The 15,576-nt window shown below is 64.7% G+C and carries 28 protein-coding genes and 1 tRNA gene; all 29 read right to left on the reverse strand.

Features of this window, described 5'->3' with window-relative positions; all coding sequences use genetic code 11:
* Positions 1-44: 44 nt before the first annotated feature.
* Positions 45-452, reverse strand: coding sequence for a hypothetical protein (locus AC3ANP_RS07950; RefSeq protein ID WP_488332776.1), 408 nt, complete (start codon positions 450-452; stop codon positions 45-47).
* The gene (locus AC3ANP_RS07955) at positions 449-748 is read right to left on the reverse strand and encodes a hypothetical protein (protein WP_488332777.1); all 300 of its coding nucleotides are present in this window, start codon (positions 746-748) and stop codon (positions 449-451) included. Before AC3ANP_RS07955 ends, AC3ANP_RS07950 begins: the two co-directional genes overlap by 4 nt.
* Positions 748-1,092 (reverse strand): hypothetical protein, encoded by a 345-nt coding sequence (locus AC3ANP_RS07960; RefSeq protein ID WP_488332778.1) that lies wholly within the window; start codon positions 1,090-1,092, stop codon positions 748-750. Before AC3ANP_RS07960 ends, AC3ANP_RS07955 begins: the two co-directional genes overlap by 1 nt.
* A 1-nt stretch (position 1,093) precedes the next feature.
* Positions 1,094-1,498 carry a hypothetical protein gene (locus AC3ANP_RS07965; protein ID WP_488332779.1) on the reverse strand — a complete coding sequence of 135 codons (405 nt, stop codon included), beginning with the start codon at positions 1,496-1,498 and terminating at the stop codon, positions 1,094-1,096.
* A gap of 6 nt (positions 1,499-1,504) precedes the next feature.
* Positions 1,505-1,840, reverse strand: a complete 336-nt coding sequence (locus tag AC3ANP_RS07970) for a hypothetical protein (protein ID WP_488332780.1) — start codon at positions 1,838-1,840, stop codon at positions 1,505-1,507.
* 58 nt (positions 1,841-1,898) lie between these two features.
* A complete protein-coding gene (locus AC3ANP_RS07975) occupies positions 1,899-2,918 on the reverse strand; it encodes a major capsid protein (protein ID WP_488332781.1) in 1,020 nt (339 codons plus the stop codon).
* A gap of 11 nt (positions 2,919-2,929) precedes the next feature.
* Positions 2,930-3,301, reverse strand: coding sequence for a head decoration protein (locus tag AC3ANP_RS07980; RefSeq protein WP_488332782.1), 372 nt, complete (start codon positions 3,299-3,301; stop codon positions 2,930-2,932).
* A 25-nt stretch (positions 3,302-3,326) separates the two neighbouring features.
* Positions 3,327-3,947 (reverse strand): FtsB/FtsL family cell division protein, encoded by a 621-nt coding sequence (locus AC3ANP_RS07985; protein ID WP_488332783.1) that lies wholly within the window; start codon positions 3,945-3,947, stop codon positions 3,327-3,329.
* A gap of 69 nt (positions 3,948-4,016) precedes the next feature.
* Positions 4,017-4,760: a VG15 protein gene (locus AC3ANP_RS07990; RefSeq protein WP_488332784.1), complete on the reverse strand. Its 744-nt coding sequence runs from the start codon at positions 4,758-4,760 to the stop codon at positions 4,017-4,019.
* Entirely contained in the window at positions 4,753-6,321 is a 1,569-nt protein-coding gene (locus tag AC3ANP_RS07995; protein ID WP_488332785.1) for a hypothetical protein, read from the reverse strand. Before AC3ANP_RS07995 ends, AC3ANP_RS07990 begins: the two co-directional genes overlap by 8 nt.
* Before the next feature lie 39 nt (positions 6,322-6,360).
* On the reverse strand, positions 6,361-7,875 hold the full coding sequence (locus AC3ANP_RS08000) for a hypothetical protein (protein ID WP_488332786.1): 1,515 nt from the start codon (positions 7,873-7,875) through the stop codon (positions 6,361-6,363).
* A 10-nt stretch (positions 7,876-7,885) separates the two neighbouring features.
* Complete coding sequence (locus tag AC3ANP_RS08005) at positions 7,886-8,287, reverse strand: hypothetical protein (RefSeq protein ID WP_488332787.1); 402 nt, start codon at positions 8,285-8,287, stop codon at positions 7,886-7,888.
* Between the two features lie 9 nt (positions 8,288-8,296).
* Entirely contained in the window at positions 8,297-8,833 is a 537-nt protein-coding gene (locus AC3ANP_RS08010) for a hypothetical protein (RefSeq protein WP_488332788.1), read from the reverse strand.
* A gap of 314 nt (positions 8,834-9,147) precedes the next feature.
* Positions 9,148-9,453: an HNH endonuclease gene (locus tag AC3ANP_RS08015; protein ID WP_488332999.1), complete on the reverse strand. Its 306-nt coding sequence runs from the start codon at positions 9,451-9,453 to the stop codon at positions 9,148-9,150.
* The gene (locus tag AC3ANP_RS08020; RefSeq protein WP_488332789.1) at positions 9,453-9,716 is read right to left on the reverse strand and encodes a hypothetical protein; all 264 of its coding nucleotides are present in this window, start codon (positions 9,714-9,716) and stop codon (positions 9,453-9,455) included. The genes AC3ANP_RS08015 and AC3ANP_RS08020 overlap by 1 nt, the downstream gene beginning before the upstream one ends.
* Positions 9,717-10,003: 287 nt before the next feature.
* Positions 10,004-10,113 (reverse strand) — tRNA-OTHER (locus AC3ANP_RS08025).
* A 138-nt stretch (positions 10,114-10,251) separates the two neighbouring features.
* On the reverse strand, positions 10,252-10,734 hold the full coding sequence (locus AC3ANP_RS08030; protein WP_488332790.1) for a hypothetical protein: 483 nt from the start codon (positions 10,732-10,734) through the stop codon (positions 10,252-10,254).
* A gap of 101 nt (positions 10,735-10,835) precedes the next feature.
* Entirely contained in the window at positions 10,836-11,030 is a 195-nt protein-coding gene (locus AC3ANP_RS08035; protein WP_488332791.1) for a hypothetical protein, read from the reverse strand.
* Positions 11,027-11,236, reverse strand: coding sequence for a hypothetical protein (locus tag AC3ANP_RS08040; protein WP_488332792.1), 210 nt, complete (start codon positions 11,234-11,236; stop codon positions 11,027-11,029). Before AC3ANP_RS08040 ends, AC3ANP_RS08035 begins: the two co-directional genes overlap by 4 nt.
* Positions 11,237-11,650, reverse strand: coding sequence for a RusA family crossover junction endodeoxyribonuclease (locus AC3ANP_RS08045; RefSeq protein WP_488332793.1), 414 nt, complete (start codon positions 11,648-11,650; stop codon positions 11,237-11,239).
* Positions 11,647-11,901 carry a hypothetical protein gene (locus AC3ANP_RS08050; protein WP_488332794.1) on the reverse strand — a complete coding sequence of 85 codons (255 nt, stop codon included), beginning with the start codon at positions 11,899-11,901 and terminating at the stop codon, positions 11,647-11,649. The genes AC3ANP_RS08045 and AC3ANP_RS08050 overlap by 4 nt, the downstream gene beginning before the upstream one ends.
* Complete coding sequence (locus AC3ANP_RS08055) at positions 11,898-12,197, reverse strand: hypothetical protein (RefSeq protein ID WP_488332795.1); 300 nt, start codon at positions 12,195-12,197, stop codon at positions 11,898-11,900. The genes AC3ANP_RS08050 and AC3ANP_RS08055 overlap by 4 nt, the downstream gene beginning before the upstream one ends.
* Entirely contained in the window at positions 12,194-12,379 is a 186-nt protein-coding gene (locus tag AC3ANP_RS08060; protein ID WP_488332796.1) for a hypothetical protein, read from the reverse strand. The genes AC3ANP_RS08055 and AC3ANP_RS08060 overlap by 4 nt, the downstream gene beginning before the upstream one ends.
* Positions 12,376-12,642: a hypothetical protein gene (locus AC3ANP_RS08065; RefSeq protein ID WP_488332797.1), complete on the reverse strand. Its 267-nt coding sequence runs from the start codon at positions 12,640-12,642 to the stop codon at positions 12,376-12,378. The genes AC3ANP_RS08060 and AC3ANP_RS08065 overlap by 4 nt, the downstream gene beginning before the upstream one ends.
* Positions 12,639-13,076, reverse strand: coding sequence for a hypothetical protein (locus AC3ANP_RS08070; protein WP_488332798.1), 438 nt, complete (start codon positions 13,074-13,076; stop codon positions 12,639-12,641). Before AC3ANP_RS08070 ends, AC3ANP_RS08065 begins: the two co-directional genes overlap by 4 nt.
* Positions 13,073-13,486 carry a hypothetical protein gene (locus AC3ANP_RS08075; RefSeq protein WP_488332799.1) on the reverse strand — a complete coding sequence of 138 codons (414 nt, stop codon included), beginning with the start codon at positions 13,484-13,486 and terminating at the stop codon, positions 13,073-13,075. The genes AC3ANP_RS08070 and AC3ANP_RS08075 overlap by 4 nt, the downstream gene beginning before the upstream one ends.
* A gap of 199 nt (positions 13,487-13,685) precedes the next feature.
* Complete coding sequence (locus AC3ANP_RS08080) at positions 13,686-14,021, reverse strand: hypothetical protein (protein ID WP_488332800.1); 336 nt, start codon at positions 14,019-14,021, stop codon at positions 13,686-13,688.
* Between the two features lie 3 nt (positions 14,022-14,024).
* Positions 14,025-14,333: a hypothetical protein gene (locus AC3ANP_RS08085; protein WP_488332801.1), complete on the reverse strand. Its 309-nt coding sequence runs from the start codon at positions 14,331-14,333 to the stop codon at positions 14,025-14,027.
* The gene (locus AC3ANP_RS08090) at positions 14,330-15,574 is read right to left on the reverse strand and encodes a DNA cytosine methyltransferase (RefSeq protein ID WP_488332802.1); all 1,245 of its coding nucleotides are present in this window, start codon (positions 15,572-15,574) and stop codon (positions 14,330-14,332) included. Before AC3ANP_RS08090 ends, AC3ANP_RS08085 begins: the two co-directional genes overlap by 4 nt.
* Positions 15,575-15,576 lie beyond the last annotated feature (2 nt).

Below are 15,576 nucleotides of genomic sequence, written 5' to 3' on the forward strand. Positions count from 1 at the left end.
ACCCCTTTCAAGGGCTCAGAGTTAGTTAGATCCCCGAACGGGGTTTAGAGCGGCCGTGACGTTACGAAGAACGTGGCTACGGCCTTGTTGAGCGTGTCGGACTGGAACGGAATGTCCTTGGGCACCTGGCCGCTGTCCGTGGTGATCGAATCTATGAAGCCGTGATCGGTTTCGATGTCCGTCCCGCAGATCAGCGCACGAATCGACTCAAGCGTGTTCACGGCGGCAGTACCGGGCGCATAGCACTCAAGCGTCACCCGGTCTACGCGATCCACGAACCCTTCGGACCCGTCTCCGGTGTAGACCAGAACAATCGGCCACAGGTCTTCATTGCTGAATGCGTCCGCTGGCAGGTGCCACACTGACCGGATAGGCGGCCCACCATGGGATGTGCCGTCGATCAGATCATCAATGCATGCCCGAACATCAGGGAAAACGAGTGCGTCAATCATCGGCCCCTCGCTTCCATCGACCGGGCAACACGCAACAGGATCGCGTCGCGGGTGTCCTTCCAATCCGGCCGGGACTCGCGCACCACAGCACCGGCCCGGCGCTCGTTCGCCCAACCAGCCGTGACAGTCGTGTTGGATGCCGAGTATTCGCCACGGCCCACCGCCTGAGCGTTGCCCGCCAGACGCTGCGCCGCCGCGAGGGACGCTGCGCCGACAGCTGCGGACGCGCCCAGGTCCCGCAGGCCGGAATCGTCGGCCATGTACGACCGCGAGCCTGGGACCTTACGGAGCGCCATCAGGCCGCCACCAAAGCGACTTCCCAGCCGAGAGGCCACTCGCCCGGGCGCCCGTCCACAGACCAAGTACCAGCCATGCGTTGGCCGACAGGAACCCGGATCCGGTCAGCGGGCAGGAACCGGAACGGCGCGTCGCTCCTGTCCGGGTCGCGGTACAGGACGGCCTTCGAATCGACGACGTCGGAGCGGTCCAACGGGTCAGCAGTCGCCCGCGGGCCAACGATGCAATCCGTCACCGGGATCTCTGTCGCCGGAAGCGGGTTGCCCTTCGCGTCACGGCCGCCACCGCGGAGCACCACAACATCAGTGCGCCACGACTTCGGAAACCTCGAAACAATGCCCACATCAGCCCCCCGGGTGAATGGTCCATGCCTGCTTACGCGGCCTGGACTTGCTCAGCAGCCGTTTGTCCGCGGCCGACAGGTAGACACTCCCGTCGGCGTTGTGCACCTTGCCGCCCATCGAGAACGGGCCCGTGCCGACCTGGAAGGTTTCGAGCCCGGCGGTCGGATCATCCTCGCTAACGTCCAACGCACGTTTGACCATGCGGCAGACAACCAGCTTCGGAATGTCCGGATCCATGCCGCCGTCCGCGACAGCCACGGCGATGCGCTGGTCGACGTCCGGGTAGTTGCCCCGAACCTCGATAGACGCCTCGTGCAGTTTCTGGGTGGCGTCGGCCTCATCCTCGGCCGGCAGACCTGACCAATGCTTTTTCAGGTCGGCCAGCGTCGCGTAGTCGGCGGCCATCAGGTCCTACTTCCGGGAACGGCCGCGGCGTGCCGTGGCAGGCGCGGTGAAGTCGGGCTGATCATCAGCGGCGGGAGGGGTGGGATCATCCTCGCCGTCGCTCTCAGCGTCTTCGTCGTCTCCCGCGGCATCGTCGTCCGAGCCGTCGTCGCCGTCGGCTTCGGGATCAGCGTCGGCCTCGTCGGCAGGATTCTGCTCTTCGTCGGAGTCCGGGTCGGGGAAGAGGCAATGCTCGCCCACACGGCCCTCGGCCCAACTCGGAAGGTCCTCGCCCGGCGCCAGGGTGACCAGCTCGCCAGCCTCGCCCCAGAGTGACACGTGAGTGCTCAAAGTGCGTGACATTCATTCTCCTTTTGTCAGACCGGAAGGCGGCGGGCATTGCTGCCCGCCGCCGACTGGGTTACAGGACGGTGGCGGCCAGCGTCAGGTTGGTGTTCGCCGGCACGGGCAGGGCGATGGCGGAAGCCTTGGTCCACAGACCAACCGGGTCCTTGTCCGAGTAGGAACCCACCACGACGCCCGGCGCCTCGGTGGCGTCGATGCCGTAGTCGGAGTCCAGCGCCTCGGCCGTGACACCCCACAGGGTTTCGCCGAGCTTCCGATCCGCCGGCGGCAGGAAGAGCACCTTGGCCGGGTCGATGATCGACTTCGCCGTGCCGTCATCGCCCTCCACCTGCGCCTCGTAAGTGCTCAGGGGCGGGAGGCCGAACGACTGCAGCAGCGCGTTGATCGCGTCGATCGTGACGATCTGCTGAGTCGAACCGGCGGGCAGCGTCATGGCCCGGATGGCCGCGTTGCGCATCAGCGAGGACTGAACATCCTGGCTGGTCAGCGTCGCCCCGGGGCGGACGCCGTTGGTGGCGACGTAGACCTTCTGCCACGCAAGCAGGTCGTCGATCGGGTTGGACCCGTCAACGTTCCACTTCGTGGCCGCGGTCTGCGTGTGCGTCGCCTTCCGGCCGAAGTCCGCCTCGAGGGTCAGGCCGTTCTCGGAGAGAGTGACCTTGCCCTCCGTCAGTGCCTGCCCGCGGGCGACCTCGACGCGTGCGTGAATGCTCCGGGCCAGGTCGACGGCGTCGTTCAGGATCGCGTCCACGATGCCCGAATCGAGCTTCCGCATCTTCAGCCGGTCGTACTCGGACAGGCGGCGCTTCTCCGAGATCGGGGGCAGTTCGCCACTGATCCGGTCAATGCCGCGGCGGCCGGAGATCGGGGACTCGGTGTCCCATGCCCGGTATTTGGCGACGCGGGCGAGACCGCCGCCGCCAACCGTTGCGCGGAAGTCGATGTCGTCGGTCTCCACGTCCGGCAGGAATGCGGACAGCCCGAAGGCGTTCTGCGGCAGATCGGCCAGTGCTTCCCGGACGTATCCGGTGAGCTCCGTGGGAGTGATGTACTCGCTGGAAAGAACAAGTGCCATGGTGCGCCTCCTTAGGCGAAGATGATCCGGCCAGCGGCAGATGCCTTGCCAGCGGCGTCGACGGATACGGGCAGCTTGGCGGCAATGACGCGACCATGCTCAAGCAGTGCGGCGCCGACCGGCGTCGCGGGATCGGCCGGGGCCGACACCGGGGTGAACAGGAAACCGGCCAGCGGCTTCGTGGTCGCCCACAGCCCGTACTTGCCGTTGCCGAGCTTCTGCAGGGGCAGGCCCGACTTCAGGAAGCCGCCCGGGTAGTGGTCGGCCTTGGTGAACGTCGAAACGTCCAGTGTGATGCTCTGCGCGGCGTTGGTGCCGTGCGCAGATCCAAGCCAAGACTGATCGTCCTGACCGAAAGACGCCCGCTTGATAGCGATGTCCATGGTCCCTCCTAAGGGGAAAGTAGGTTTACTTCTTCTTGTTGCGGCTTGCGTACAGGTCGCGGCCGGCGGCGATGGAACCGCCGGCAGGGTTGTTTTCGCCGGTGCGCTTACCGGATCCGGGGACCGGATCTGGCTTCGGAGCTTTCCCTTCGGCGCGGGCGTAGAGCTCGGAGATCTTCTTGGCCGAGGCAAGGTAGCTGGCCTCGTCGGTCCCGGTCACCAAGTCTTGGTATTCCTTCGGCACGGGGTGTTCCGCGAGTGCAGCGAGACGCGCGTTGGTGGCCTTGAGCTTCGCGTTCTCGGCTGCCTGATCGTCTCGTTCCTTCTGGGCGCGCTGAATGTCGGACAGCTTGGCGTCCTCAGCGGCCTGCAGCTTTGCCTCCGCGGCGTCGGCGCGGGCCTTCTCTGTAGCCCGAGCATCGCGCTCGACCTGCAGGGCAGCCTTGCCGGCGTCACCCAGCTGCGACTCGTCCGGAACTACCGGGGCAGCGACTGGGGGAACAACGGCCGGGGCGACTGGAATAACGGGAGCCGCGGGATCGACTTCCATGACGGCGTCGCCGAAGGTCTTCCGGTGGAACGCCATCAGCGCAGTGAGTCCGCCTGGGGCGGTGATGTCAATGCCGTGGGGGAACTGCTTTTTCAATGGGAAAGCTCCTTCTTGAGTGCCGCATCGCACGGCGAAAAACCCTGCCCGCATCGCACGGAAGGGAACCTAGTGAGAATGGACGCCGTCGGTGACGTGGTCCGGGAACTCGCGGCGGAAGGCCGCGGCGATTTCTTTCATGTCGCCGGAACCGGCCGCGTCACGGGCAACCGAGTACATGTCGTAGAAGTCGTCGGGGAGGTAGCCGTCTGGGTAGTCGTCGCCGGGGCGCAGTGGCACCGCCTGGCAGTCGCAGAGTCCGTGGTAGGTCTCGCCGTCGGCCCTTGTCTTCGCCGACTTCTCCGAGATGTAGACCGCGTCGCGGGAGGCGAGGATCAAGCACCACGAACACGTCTTCGCGCCTGCCGGCACCCGGGCCCAGAACGCGCCCTCACGGTCGGCGTTCCAGGCGATCGTGTCACGGCCGTGCTGCTTCACGTACTTGTCCGTCGCCGTCAGCAGGCCACCGAGCATCCCGGCGGCCTCCGGCGTCCACAACTGCTTCGCGAGGTACCTAACCTTCGACTCAACCCGATCAGCCGTGACCGACGCCGCGGCCGGGGCAGCCACCCGGAAACGACCGGCCGCCCCCGACGCAGCCCGCAACTCCTCATACCAGTCCATGGCCAGCACCTCGGCAACCTGCCCGTACTGGCCGACGAGCACGGGCAGGAACTCCAGCAGAGCGTTCCGCGCCGCCTCCGGTTTCGACAGGTCAAGCGCAGCGAAGAAGGCGGCCAACTCGCCCGCCACAAGCCCCGAAAGCTCCGACGTCGCCGACCGGTACCGCTCAATCGATGCGCGCTCAACCACCGGCAGCATCCTCACGGATCGTGATCGGGTTGCCCGGGATGAACTTCACCCCATCAAGCCCGACCTGCGCCGCGGCCGAACCGGCCTCGACACCGGCACGCCGCAGCGTACCGAGCGCCGTAGCCTTCGCGGACAGGATCTGCGCCTGCTTCAACTGCTCGTCCGCCGGCGACGCCTCAGCGTCGCTGAACACCGGAGCCGGAGACGACTTCGCCGCGGCCAGCAGAGTGTCCAGTCGGTTGCCGCCAGCCACCCGGTTCCGGTACGTGTTCATCCGCTCAATCTGGCCCTTGTCCAAGCCGTACACCTCCATAGCAACCTCAGGGTCGCCGTCCGGGAAGGTCTCCGTGAACTTCAGCCCGGCGTCAGCCTGGGCGGCCTTCGACGCGGTGCCCGGGTCCATGAAGTGCGCCCTCAAACCGCGCAGCTCCTTCTCCATCCCCGGAGTCCATTCGCCGTGCCGCACAGCAAGCACGTTGCGGGCCAGGTCGATGCGGGACATGCCGATGCTCGGGAGCTCCGCCTCGACCACGGAGACAAGGTCCGACTCATTGGCCCGGATCGCATCCGCAGACGACGGGTTGTCGTGGATGATGCCGAGGTAGCCGACCGGGATCGAGGTCTCACTGGATACCATGAGGCCGATCGTTCGGAGCATGTCGCCGTGCGGCTGCATGGTCGCCTGCGCCAGCTGCTGCAGCGTCGGCTTGACCAGGTCGCCGGTCTCTTCGTCCCGTGTCGCCGGGAGCGCCCACACGCCGCCGATGAGAGCGTCCAGCGGAGAGATGCGCTTGCCGTTGGCGTCGGTGAAGTGCTCTTCCTCAGCACCCAGCAGTGCACGCTGCGGCCCCGAGTAGAACTCAGCGTTGACTTCCTGCCGGAGCAAGGTCCGCACAGCCATGTCGGTGTAGCCCATGAGCGGGCGGCTGATCCGGGAATAGCCAAACGGCCGGTCCAAAGCCCGGCCCCAGACATACGGGGTGCAGGTGACGCGGCCCGCGACGCCGACATAGCGTTCCGTGACCGTCCATGCCTTGTTGATGTACTGGACGCGGAGGGTCTCGCCCGGCAGGTAAAGGAGGGCTTCCCACCGGCCAACAAGCTCGAGCGCCATCGTGACACGGTTCGTGCGGGCGTCGATCTCCGCCGTCGCCTCGAGGGCGGTGCGCGCCGCGACGATGACGTCCGACTCGCCCCTGCCCGTGTCGCCCGGGGTGACGAAAACGAACGACACCGAATGCTGCAGCGACGCCTCAATGGCCATGCGCTCCACCGCGGCGAAATGGTTGTCCCCGAAAACCTCCTCGAGGTCATCCAGCATCGACGACGCCCGGCCCAGCGTGAAACCATCCGGCCGGATGCGGCGGGCAGGGACCTTCACGGCCTTACTCGCCCAGCCGATCGCCACCTGGAAGTCCTGCATGTGGGGCGGGATCGAAAAGCCGATCTTATCCAAGCGCTTCTTCGAGTCGTGATACGACGTCCGCAGCCGGTTCCGCTCAGCCTTCCGGCGGATCACCGTCAACATCCGAGTGAACGCTGCAGTCTCCAACTCACTCAAGGGGCGAACCAACACCTGACCAGCCAAGCGGGCCACCTCCTAAAAAACGATTGCGCCGCGAACCTTCTTCTCAGAAGCCTTCGGGATTCGGCGTGCGAACTTCATCGCGCCATAGTGGGCGCAGGTCACGGCCACCGTAGGGGCCAGATCAACGTCGAGGCTTGTTCGGTTCCACTTGAACGAGCCAGGGCGGTTCTTTATCGGGTCCTGCGTGGTGTGCTTGATGGAGTGGTCGAGGTGTTCCTGGCCGAAGTGCGTGATAGCCGGATGCTTCTCCACAGCCTCGTGCAGCCCCGCGCAGGCCTGCGTGTACTCGTGCGCGCCGAGGATGAAGACCTTCATCTTCTTTCGCTTCAGGTGAGCTTCCAGCAGGTCCCGGGCTGGAGAGTATGCGTCGATGACCACCGGGATGCGGCGCTTACACCGCTCCCACAACCAGTCCACCAGCGCCGACGTGCCAGCCTCATCAAAGGGAGCGTCAGCCGCCAGCTCGAGGTGAATGTCATCGCCCTCACCGAAAGTGGAGACGCCGATCGACACCTTCGTCCGCTCCGGATTCATGTCGACGCCGTAGGACGCGACCTGCCACTCAGGATCCGGGTCGTCGATGGCAAGGTCATCCCACTTCGCTGCCGTGAACGCCAGCTTGCCAGCCGCCTTGGGCGTGGGCCACATGTTGAGCCGCTCGCGCGCGAACGACCGCGGGGAAAATCTGTGATGCTCAGTCTCGACCGTCCGGAGCTTGATGCGGCCGCCTAGCGCCGGGTTAGCCTCAGCCCAATTCTTCCGGTCAGCCGTGAACACCCGGAGCTCGGCCTCGGACATCTTGTCGACGTCACCGGCGGGCGAGTGCTCAACCCATGCCGAGCGCTTGTCAGCCCCCGTAACCGCGGCGTTACGCACGCGGACGAAAGGCTCACCACGTTCCTCCAAGTCCTTTGGAGGAGTGCCCATGTAGATCGTGATCGGATCACCGGACGGGGCCGCCGAGGTCGTCGGCTCCAACGCCTCCTGCTCGTCCTCCTCGTACTCCTGGCCCTCATCAACCACGAGCACATCGAACGAGCTACCGCGGCCGGCGCCGCCCGTACGGGCGCCAAGCTCGATAAGGCCGCCAGTGTGCAGCTCGATGGCTTCCTGGCCGTTGGTCTTGCGGATCTCCTTGACCAAAGCGTTGAGCTCGGGGAACTTGGCGTGAGGGTCGTTGACCTTCGTGCCGAAGAAGTGCATGAGGCGCTTGAACGCCTTGCGCGCCGAGCTCAGGAGGTGCGAGGTGTGCAGGATCTTCATGTGGAGCGCCACCATCAGGTAGAGCTCGACGACCTCCAGCGCGCCGTTCTTGCCGTTCTGCCGGGGAACACTCAGGCCCCAAGTTGAGGCCACCCAGCCGGCATCATCCGTCCGGAGCCACGCCCGCACGACCTCCGCCTGCCAAGGATCCGGAACGTAGCCGTAACCCTCAACGAGCTCCAGCGCGTTCTCTGCATGATGCATGCTGTAGCCACGCGGCGAAGGTGCCGTGTTGAAGCGTGCGACCTGCGAACCGATCAGCACGCCGCACCACCTAGCCGTTCAGTTTCTTAGCCAACCTCTGCAGCGGGGAGACATTGTCTGGCAGGTCGGCGGGTACTGGCACCGGTGGGGCCGCGGCCTTTGAATCGGCGGGGGAGAGCTTCGTCAGGATGTTGGCGAACGCCGTCGCCTGCTGCCTGGCCTCCGCCAGCACCGCGTTGAACTTGACCTCCACGTTGATGTTCACGGAGCCGTCATCGTCGACTTCGCGATCCAGGACCCGGAACTGCATCAGGTTCAGGACGCCCTTCCCCTGAATTACGTTGTCCAGCTCGTCCAGGCGGTCAGCCGTGCGAGCAGCCTCAAGCACCAGCGCATTCCGCGGGACGTCAGCGGTGGACATCGCCAGCCATATAGCTTGGCCGCGCTCGCCGAGACCTGCTGGAACGTCCACAATGGCCTCCTACAGGGTCAGCTTGTTTCCCGTCACCGCGATGTAGCGGCCGGCAGAGTAGAACTCGATGTTGCGGCCGTCGCGGATCCGGCGGCCGGGGCCCTCGGGAGCTTCGACGAAGACGTGGACACCTTCGCCGGACTGGGAAACCTCGGCGAAGATGATCGGCTGGGAAATCTCGGCGATAGCCTCCAGCACCCAGCCGGCGAGCTTGCCGTCAACGAAACAATGGTCGAAATCCCAGCACCCAACACCGTCGCCAAGAACAAAGCCCAGCCCGACGCCGGCCGACGACTTCGAGACGTGCTCGTAAGACGCCCAGGTGCGCGACTTTGTGGACGAGGCGTAACGACCAGCGCCAGTCAGCGGAACCTTGTTAGCGTCCCGACGCACCCAGCGCCGGCGGCTAGTCATGGCCTCCGGAAACGCCGGTGCGCGCTTCGCAGCCCGGTGCGCGTACACCCTGCACTTCGACGTGCAGAACTTCGCGCCCTCCCGGGGGAGGTGCATTGGTCCTCCGCAGTACCCGCACGTGGTCGATGACATGCCTCAAGTCTACCAAGTTGTAACGGATAAACCGAGTAAACATAAGGGTTTCAGCGAAGTATTGAAATGGGGCCGCGCCGCCCACGAGAGCAAATCTGACGGGGGTCAAAAAGCCCTACAAGCAAGCGGCGCGGCGGTCACAGAGGCGGTGAGCGCCGGAGAGAAGGAGCCAGCGGCCGAGCGTGAGGCACTCGGGGGGATATTTTTCGCTATGCCTGGGGGGCGAGGCGCGGGGGCAGGGGGAGGGTCATACCCCCACCCCCCGGGTTATGGGGTCTGGGATAAGGAAAAGCCTTATCTGGGGGCGCCGGCAGTCACCATTTCCGGCTGGTTTTGAGGGGTTTGGCCTTCAAAACGGTCGCGGTTTTGGGTGCTGGCCTGTTGCCTTTGGACTGGTTGCATTTTCGGCAACAGATTTTGAGGTTTTCGAGCTTGTCTTGGCCGCCGTTGGCATGGGCTTGGACGTGGTCGGGCTCGGCGCTTGCCGGCGTCCTACTGGTGACGTAGTCGAGGGCGACGCCGCAGTAGGGGCAGCGGTCAACACCTTGGGCCTGGGCGAGGTGCAGTGCGCGCTTGCGGACTTTCTTCCACTGCGACGTGCCGGTGCGTGATGTGGCCATCAAGGGTCGAGGTAGTCGTCGGGGTCGTTGGTGCCGCCCCCCGCTGCGAGCCATTCGGCTTGGATCTCTGTGAGCCCGATGGATGAGTGCATGGCGCCGCGGACTTCGTGGAAGTATCCGGTGACGTTGTCAGATGCGGGCCGGCCAAGGTTGATGAAGGCTGCCGTGAGGACGTAGTCGGTGACTACCCTGCTTGGCCCAGTCTCGTCGGTGAGGTGCTCTTGCAGGGCGGCCTCTAGCTTGGCCTTGGTTTGTTCGCTCATGCCGGCCTCCTGGAAGTCTGTGGTTGGGTCCGGTCTCGGTGTTTGCCGGCATGAGTTCTTGGCCGCGTTTCGCCCGGTTCCTAGTGGCGGTCGCCGGGGTACGTTGGGACGGCTCCCGCATCTGCCCGCTCGCATAGATGTTTGGCCGGGGTGGGGAGCTGTCAGTGGGGACGGCCCGGCTCGAACGGGTCTGCATTGCCACGACGGTTACCCGTCGCCATCTTGGCGTCTCCTGCCGGGTGAAGAGTCCGGCGGTCTTACTCATGGGAGCGGCACAGGGGCCGCCGTGGGGATGTCCGGATTCGAACCGGCGTTACAGCGAGTGTGGCCATTGCCTCTTGGGCGGGACTCGATCCCTGCTACTCGCCGGCGTGCTAGGCCTCTGCACTACATCCCCGGCGCCGACCGTTTGGGGGTTGGTCGGCGCCAGCCTTTGGGCACTAAAAAAGCCGGTCGCGTTGGCGATCCGGCTTGGTGGGGAAACACTTCTTCCCTCGATCTGACACACTATCTGATTTTGGCGTTTGCGGCGACTTTATCCGGCCCGCGTGTCGTGCCATGCGCGCAGTACTTCGTGCGGGTGGTAGGTGGGTTGTGGGTGTTGATCGACTGCCCGGAGTTTGCCGCGGCGCGCCCAGTTTCGGATGTCCATGCTGGTGACGACGATTCCGGCCTGCTTGCGTAGCCAGGGGAGGAGTTCGCGGGTTGGCATGGGTGGCGCTATGCCTTGCACTCGGGCCTTGATGGCGGCGTGGTTGACGTGTTCGGCTTCTGGCCCACTGACCAGGAGCTCCGCTTTGGTGACCCAGTCTTGGATGAGCCATGCGAGGCCCGCGGCGCGTGAGTCGTGGGCGTAGTCTTTGGCGCTTCTGCCGACGCTCCGGAGGTTCTGTTGCAGTTGGAGGGCGTCGAGGTTGATGGGTGCGGCGGATCCGGGTTTGGAGCCACCACCGCCGCCACCTCCTGCTGGCCGGACGTTGTCGAGCTTGGCGATGGTGACGTTGAGTTCGGTGACCATCACCGGGACTTTGTCGAGCCAGGCTTGTAGGTCGCGGACGCATGATGTGCAGAGGTAGGTGCTGCTGTGGTTGCGGCAGTCTTGGGTGGTGCATTCAAGGCTCACCGGCGTCCTCCGGTTTCGAGTTTCTGGATTTGCATGCGGAACCCGGTGGTGACTTTGACGGGTGTCCTTGGGTCGATTTCGTGGTTGAGTGCGTCTTGTGCGAACGCCCAGATGTCGCCGACGGTCATGCCGGTTTTCTTGTCCTCGGCGACGCGTTCGACCCTGACTGAGATGTTGCTGTTGGTGGTCATGGCTGCTCCTGGATGATGGCTATGAGGCGCTTCCCGTCGACGGTCCCGGCGGCGGCGAGTGCCCGGTTCATGACGTCCCCCAGCTCGGCGACGATGTTCCGGGATGAGTGGAGGTCTGCGGAGCCGATGACGCCGTACTCGTCCCACTCGGACGCGACCTCGGTGGTTCTGCTGTTGATGTGGATCTTGATTTCGATGCTGGCCATTTAGGTCTCCTTGGCGTGGTCGATGGTGATCATGACGCCGGGGTTGCCGTGGTAGGTCTTGGCGGCGGTGAAGCTGACGATGCGGGCGTCGTCGGTGATGACGCCGGGGATGGTGGCCTTGGTCTTTCGGTTCTTGGTGGTGCTGAGGGAGTCGAAGGCTGCCCTGGTGAGCTTGTCGAGGTCGGGTTTGACGGCGGGCAGTGACCAGCGGGGCTTCTTGGGCGGGGCGATCTGGAATACGAGGTGCACGGTGATGGGCCCGTCGAGCGGCGGACCTGAGTGTTTGGCCGTGGTCGCGGCCCGGATCTTGAGCCGCCATTCCCGGAGCTTCGGGGTGACGCCGACGATCCGGCCGCGGTAGTTGTTGACCGATCCTTGCGGGACGGGCGTGCCAGGCACGAATACGTGGATCACTCTTGACCTCGTTCCCACATGGCGCGGGTGAGGAGCGCTTCCTGCCATTGATCGAGAGTCCATCCCAGGCTGGACAACAACGGCGCGAATGATTCCCTCATCGCCGTTTCGAAAGCGTTTCCGAAGTGACCGAAGCCTTTCTCGTGCCGCTGCTGCTGTTCGGTGGCGCGGAACTGGTCGGGGTGGGTGGCGTGCACGTCGCAGGGCGCGCAGGTGTACACCCAGCGGGCTTTGCCTTCTTTGCGGATCATGGGGTCTCCTTATGGCAGGTGCATGGGCAATCGGTCATGAGCCGTACGGCACCGACCTGGGCCATTTCGACGGTTTGGCAGGTAAAGCCGAAGCAGATGCCATTGGCAGCGTGCTTGTCCCGGCATTCGTCGAAGTCGTGGGCGTAGCCGAGGTGGTCGTGGAAGTCGTTCTCGACGGCCTCTTCGAAGTCCAAAGCCCCGGCCATCAGCTCGGCATAGGCTTCGGCGGGGTCCTTGCCTTCGCTGACTTCCTGGAGTGCTCGGTAGACCGACCCGGGTTCGAGCATCTCGCTCATGGGGTCTCCTGTGGTTGGTGTTCGGCGAGTACGAGTTCGTGCGGGTAGAACCACACGGGGCCGGCGTCGAGCCCGCGGACGTGGTACTGGCCCCAGTGCTCGTCTTGGACGGTGCCGACGAGGTCGAACCAGCGGCACGGGGCGGCGATGACCCGGACGGGGTCGCCGATGCGGAACTTCACTTGCGTAGCTCCGCGAGGTTGCGGGTGAGGTCAAGGGATGCGCGGCGGAGCGCGCCGGTCTGCTTCGATCCGTAGCTGTAGTCGAAGAGGGACGGGCCGGGCGCGGGGCGTGGGCTGTCAACTCCGAGGCGTGCCCGCGTGTCGTGCCAGTCATCGCGCTGCCGTGCTTCGACATCGAGCTGGGTAAGGGCTTCGTCGGCGGCCGTGATGAACCGTCGCGCCTCGGTGATGGATGCTTCGATCTTGTTCCTGGTCATGCTCATGGTTCGTCTCCTTGAATGAGAGAAGCCGCCCCGGTTGGGACGGCTTCAGGTGTTTCGGTTTGATGGTCTGGGTCTTTTGGAACGGGAACGAGTGCGCCGGTAAAGTCTCGCCATCGGCGCCCGAACTGGTGCGCCATGCGGAATAGCCCAAGCCGCTGCGCCCAGGTCAGGCCTGGCAGGTCCGTTGACGAGTAGTAGCCGTTCGCGACCCATTCGCTCGCGCCGCCGTAATAGCCTTCGAAGTAGTAGTCATCGGCGGCGTTGATGTGCTTGCGGAATATGTTGCAGTGCGCGCATGCCTTGATCGTGAAGAAGTCGCCTTCCCAGCTGCCGGCGGTCGGGTGATAGGTCTCGCCGGGTTCGATGATCCGGCCGCACTCTTCGCAGTTGTGCGGCTTGCGGGCCTTGAGTGCCTTGGTGCTCGCGAAGTTCATGCTTCCTCGCTTTCTGGTTCGTGGTGTTTGCCGATGCGGTCGGCGGGTCGGATGCCGGCTTTGACGTCGGCGTGGCAGGAGCGGCAGGTGTTGGCGTCTTGGCCGATGTGGTCTTCGCAGGGTGGCGGCTTGGGCGGTGTCCAGTCGGCCGCTCCCGTCGTGGTCCAGTGCTTGCCTTCGCGTGGGTAGATGTCCGGGGTGCGGTACTGGTGGGCGCCGTCAGTGCCGCGGGCGGTTGCGTACATGGCTAGGGCCCGGAGCGCGTGTTCGAAGTCGCGGCCCGGGAAGCCGGCCCCGGCGTTGACGTCGGCGAGCATCTTCCCCGGGTTGTTCTTCGTCCAGTCCGGGCGCATGGCCAGCATGCATGCGGTCAGCCTTTGACCTTCCTGGGCGGTGAGCTTGAAGCCCAATTTGATTCTCCTTTCGGCGGCGGACGTCAAAAGCGGCCGCCATCACCTACGTGACGATCGCCGCTTGAATTAGCCCAACTTCTTTAGAACTGGCCCACCCCGAAAGGTGAGTATTAAGTACTTGGTCTTGGTCTTGGTCTTGGACGATTTGAGGAACGGCGTCCGGAACGCTGTTGGAACGCCGTTCCGCATGCGTTCCCTACTTGTTCTTGCTCCGCCCTTCGATAAACTTCGCTTTGCGTTCCGCGGCCTTCTCTTTGGCGGCTAGAACCTGTTCCTTGGTGCGCTGGTATTCGTCCCATGACAGGAATTGGTAGTCGTCGCCATCAGCGGCCCAGAACCCGGCCTTGATGAGCTTGGCGGCGAGTTGCTTGCCCCGGGGCCACGACTCTACAAACCAGAGCGGCACGGCCCCGTCCGTGAGGTAGTCGGTGCAGTAGGTCCCTGCGAGGGTCCAGAGGCCGATGGCTTCAAGCCCTGCCGCCCTGGATTTCGGGTGGGAGTGCATCTTGTCGTCGGCGTTGAACCATGCCATCGGTTACTCCTTTCTGAGTTGGTAGAGCCCGCCGTAGCCATTGGGGCGCGGGTACTGGATGACGGATCCGGACAGCCATGGTGTTTCGCCGGGCGCGTAGTGGGGCTCGGTGATGCCCTTGGCGGCCATGTCGGCGCACTGACCATCCCCGGCCGTGGCGTGCTCGTCGGCCAGCCTTGCCAGAACCTCTGGCTTGAGGCTGTGGCCCCAGTTGGATCGGCAGAACGGGCAGATGATCCGCGGTGGGCTGAGGGTCGGCGCACCTCCCAGCAGGTCGAGTACGTCCAGCTGGCCGGGGAGCACGTCGCTCATGCTGCTACTAGCGATTCGGCGACGATGCTGGCGAGGTCCCGGGCGGCCGGCGGAGTGACAGCGTTCCCAGCCTGTAGGGTCCGCTCCTTCATGGTGCCGAGGATGGTGTAGTCCTTCGGGAAATCCATGCCCCACATCTGTTCGTGGGGCTGGATCATCCGCAGGAGGGCGTCGTCGATTAGTGGGTCCGTGTACTCGACGAGCGTGTGGTGATTCCCGCCCCCCGTGATCGTGTCCAGCGGCTTGTCCAGGGTCTTGGCGATGCCGTGGTTGCGAAGCGGAACAATGAGTGCGTGACGATCCCGACCGGTGAAGGTTGAGAATGGGACGTCGGTGCCGCGGGATCCGCCCTGCCCGTAGTACTCGATCAGGAAGTTGTCCGATCCGTGGTTGACGCGCATCCCGTCGATCACCCGCGCCATAGTCTTGGGCGCCAGCGGCTTTGGCCGGTCGCCTATGCGCTTGCCCGTCAGTGTCCAGTCGATGGCGTCGGCCGCCGGTCGTACCTTCGGTTCAAGGATCGCGTTGCGGCATTCTGAGCGAGGGCACCTGTAGTGGTACTGGCTCTTGTACTTGCCAACGATCCGGGTAGGGTCTTTGAACGTCTGGACGGCCTGCACGCGGCCGTGTTTTTCACAGTCTGCGTAAGGCCGGAGCCGGTCGAAGTCGGGCGCTTTGTTCCCCTTGCGCCAGAACACGATGTAGACGCGGTCCCTGGACTGTGGGGCGCCGGGCCCGAACGCCTGGGCGTGCATGGAGTTGAGGCTGATGATCTTGTGCTCGTAGCCGAGGTCTCCCATGGACTGCAGCCAGCCGCGGAACGGCCGCCATGCCGTGACCTCGACGACGTTCTCGGTCATGATCGCCTCGTACTGGTGGACCTCGGCGAAGCGGGGCACGTCGTACATGGTGGCCCGGGACCGCTGCGCGGCTTCGTCTGGGAGGCCGTCGGTGAAGAGTGAGTCCTGGCCGTCCCACTGCTCACGCTTGACGCCCTTGGCCACCGTGAAGTTCGTGCACTCCGGGGATGCCCAGAGCAGGTTCGTCCGAGGCGTGTACTCCGGCCGGATGTGTGCAATGTCGGCGCAAGCATGGTCCGTGTCGGGGTGGTTGTACCCGTGGGTTTCGATGGCGCGATCCCAGTGGTTCAGGGCGAGCTTCACGTGAAGACCCGGAACCTGCATGATGCCGGTGCTGGATCCGCCGGCGCCGCAGAAAAAGTCACTAACGGTCAGGCTCATGG

The sequence above is a fragment of the Arthrobacter sp. JB02-1C genome (assembly GCF_057748045.1).

What these genes read in the sequence shown, in the direction of transcription:
- AC3ANP_RS08085 (WP_488332801.1), bottom strand. Translation starts at nt 14,333, where the DNA reads ATGAGCGACGTGCTCCCCGGCCAGCTGGACGTACTCGACCTGCTGGGA.
- AC3ANP_RS08090 (WP_488332802.1), bottom strand. Translation starts at nt 15,574, where the DNA reads ATGAGCCTGACCGTTAGTGACTTTTTCTGCGGCGCCGGCGGATCCAGC.
- AC3ANP_RS08030 (WP_488332790.1), bottom strand. Translation starts at nt 10,734, where the DNA reads ATGGTCACCGAACTCAACGTCACCATCGCCAAGCTCGACAACGTCCGG.
- AC3ANP_RS07975 (WP_488332781.1), bottom strand. Translation starts at nt 2,918, where the DNA reads ATGGCACTTGTTCTTTCCAGCGAGTACATCACTCCCACGGAGCTCACC.
- AC3ANP_RS08010 (WP_488332788.1), bottom strand. Translation starts at nt 8,833, where the DNA reads ATGTCATCGACCACGTGCGGGTACTGCGGAGGACCAATGCACCTCCCC.
- AC3ANP_RS08065 (WP_488332797.1), bottom strand. Translation starts at nt 12,642, where the DNA reads ATGAGCATGACCAGGAACAAGATCGAAGCATCCATCACCGAGGCGCGA.
- AC3ANP_RS08020 (WP_488332789.1), bottom strand. Translation starts at nt 9,716, where the DNA reads ATGAGCGAACAAACCAAGGCCAAGCTAGAGGCCGCCCTGCAAGAGCAC.
- AC3ANP_RS08015 (WP_488332999.1), bottom strand. Translation starts at nt 9,453, where the DNA reads ATGGCCACATCACGCACCGGCACGTCGCAGTGGAAGAAAGTCCGCAAG.
- AC3ANP_RS07970 (WP_488332780.1), bottom strand. Translation starts at nt 1,840, where the DNA reads ATGTCACGCACTTTGAGCACTCACGTGTCACTCTGGGGCGAGGCTGGC.
- AC3ANP_RS08080 (WP_488332800.1), bottom strand. Translation starts at nt 14,021, where the DNA reads ATGGCATGGTTCAACGCCGACGACAAGATGCACTCCCACCCGAAATCC.
- AC3ANP_RS07955 (WP_488332777.1), bottom strand. Translation starts at nt 748, where the DNA reads ATGGCGCTCCGTAAGGTCCCAGGCTCGCGGTCGTACATGGCCGACGAT.
- AC3ANP_RS08040 (WP_488332792.1), bottom strand. Translation starts at nt 11,236, where the DNA reads ATGGCCAGCATCGAAATCAAGATCCACATCAACAGCAGAACCACCGAG.
- AC3ANP_RS08070 (WP_488332798.1), bottom strand. Translation starts at nt 13,076, where the DNA reads ATGAACTTCGCGAGCACCAAGGCACTCAAGGCCCGCAAGCCGCACAAC.
- AC3ANP_RS07950 (WP_488332776.1), bottom strand. Translation starts at nt 452, where the DNA reads ATGATTGACGCACTCGTTTTCCCTGATGTTCGGGCATGCATTGATGAT.
- AC3ANP_RS07965 (WP_488332779.1), bottom strand. Translation starts at nt 1,498, where the DNA reads ATGGCCGCCGACTACGCGACGCTGGCCGACCTGAAAAAGCATTGGTCA.
- AC3ANP_RS08055 (WP_488332795.1), bottom strand. Translation starts at nt 12,197, where the DNA reads ATGAGCGAGATGCTCGAACCCGGGTCGGTCTACCGAGCACTCCAGGAA.
- AC3ANP_RS08050 (WP_488332794.1), bottom strand. Translation starts at nt 11,901, where the DNA reads ATGATCCGCAAAGAAGGCAAAGCCCGCTGGGTGTACACCTGCGCGCCC.
- AC3ANP_RS08035 (WP_488332791.1), bottom strand. Translation starts at nt 11,030, where the DNA reads ATGACCACCAACAGCAACATCTCAGTCAGGGTCGAACGCGTCGCCGAG.
- AC3ANP_RS07980 (WP_488332782.1), bottom strand. Translation starts at nt 3,301, where the DNA reads ATGGACATCGCTATCAAGCGGGCGTCTTTCGGTCAGGACGATCAGTCT.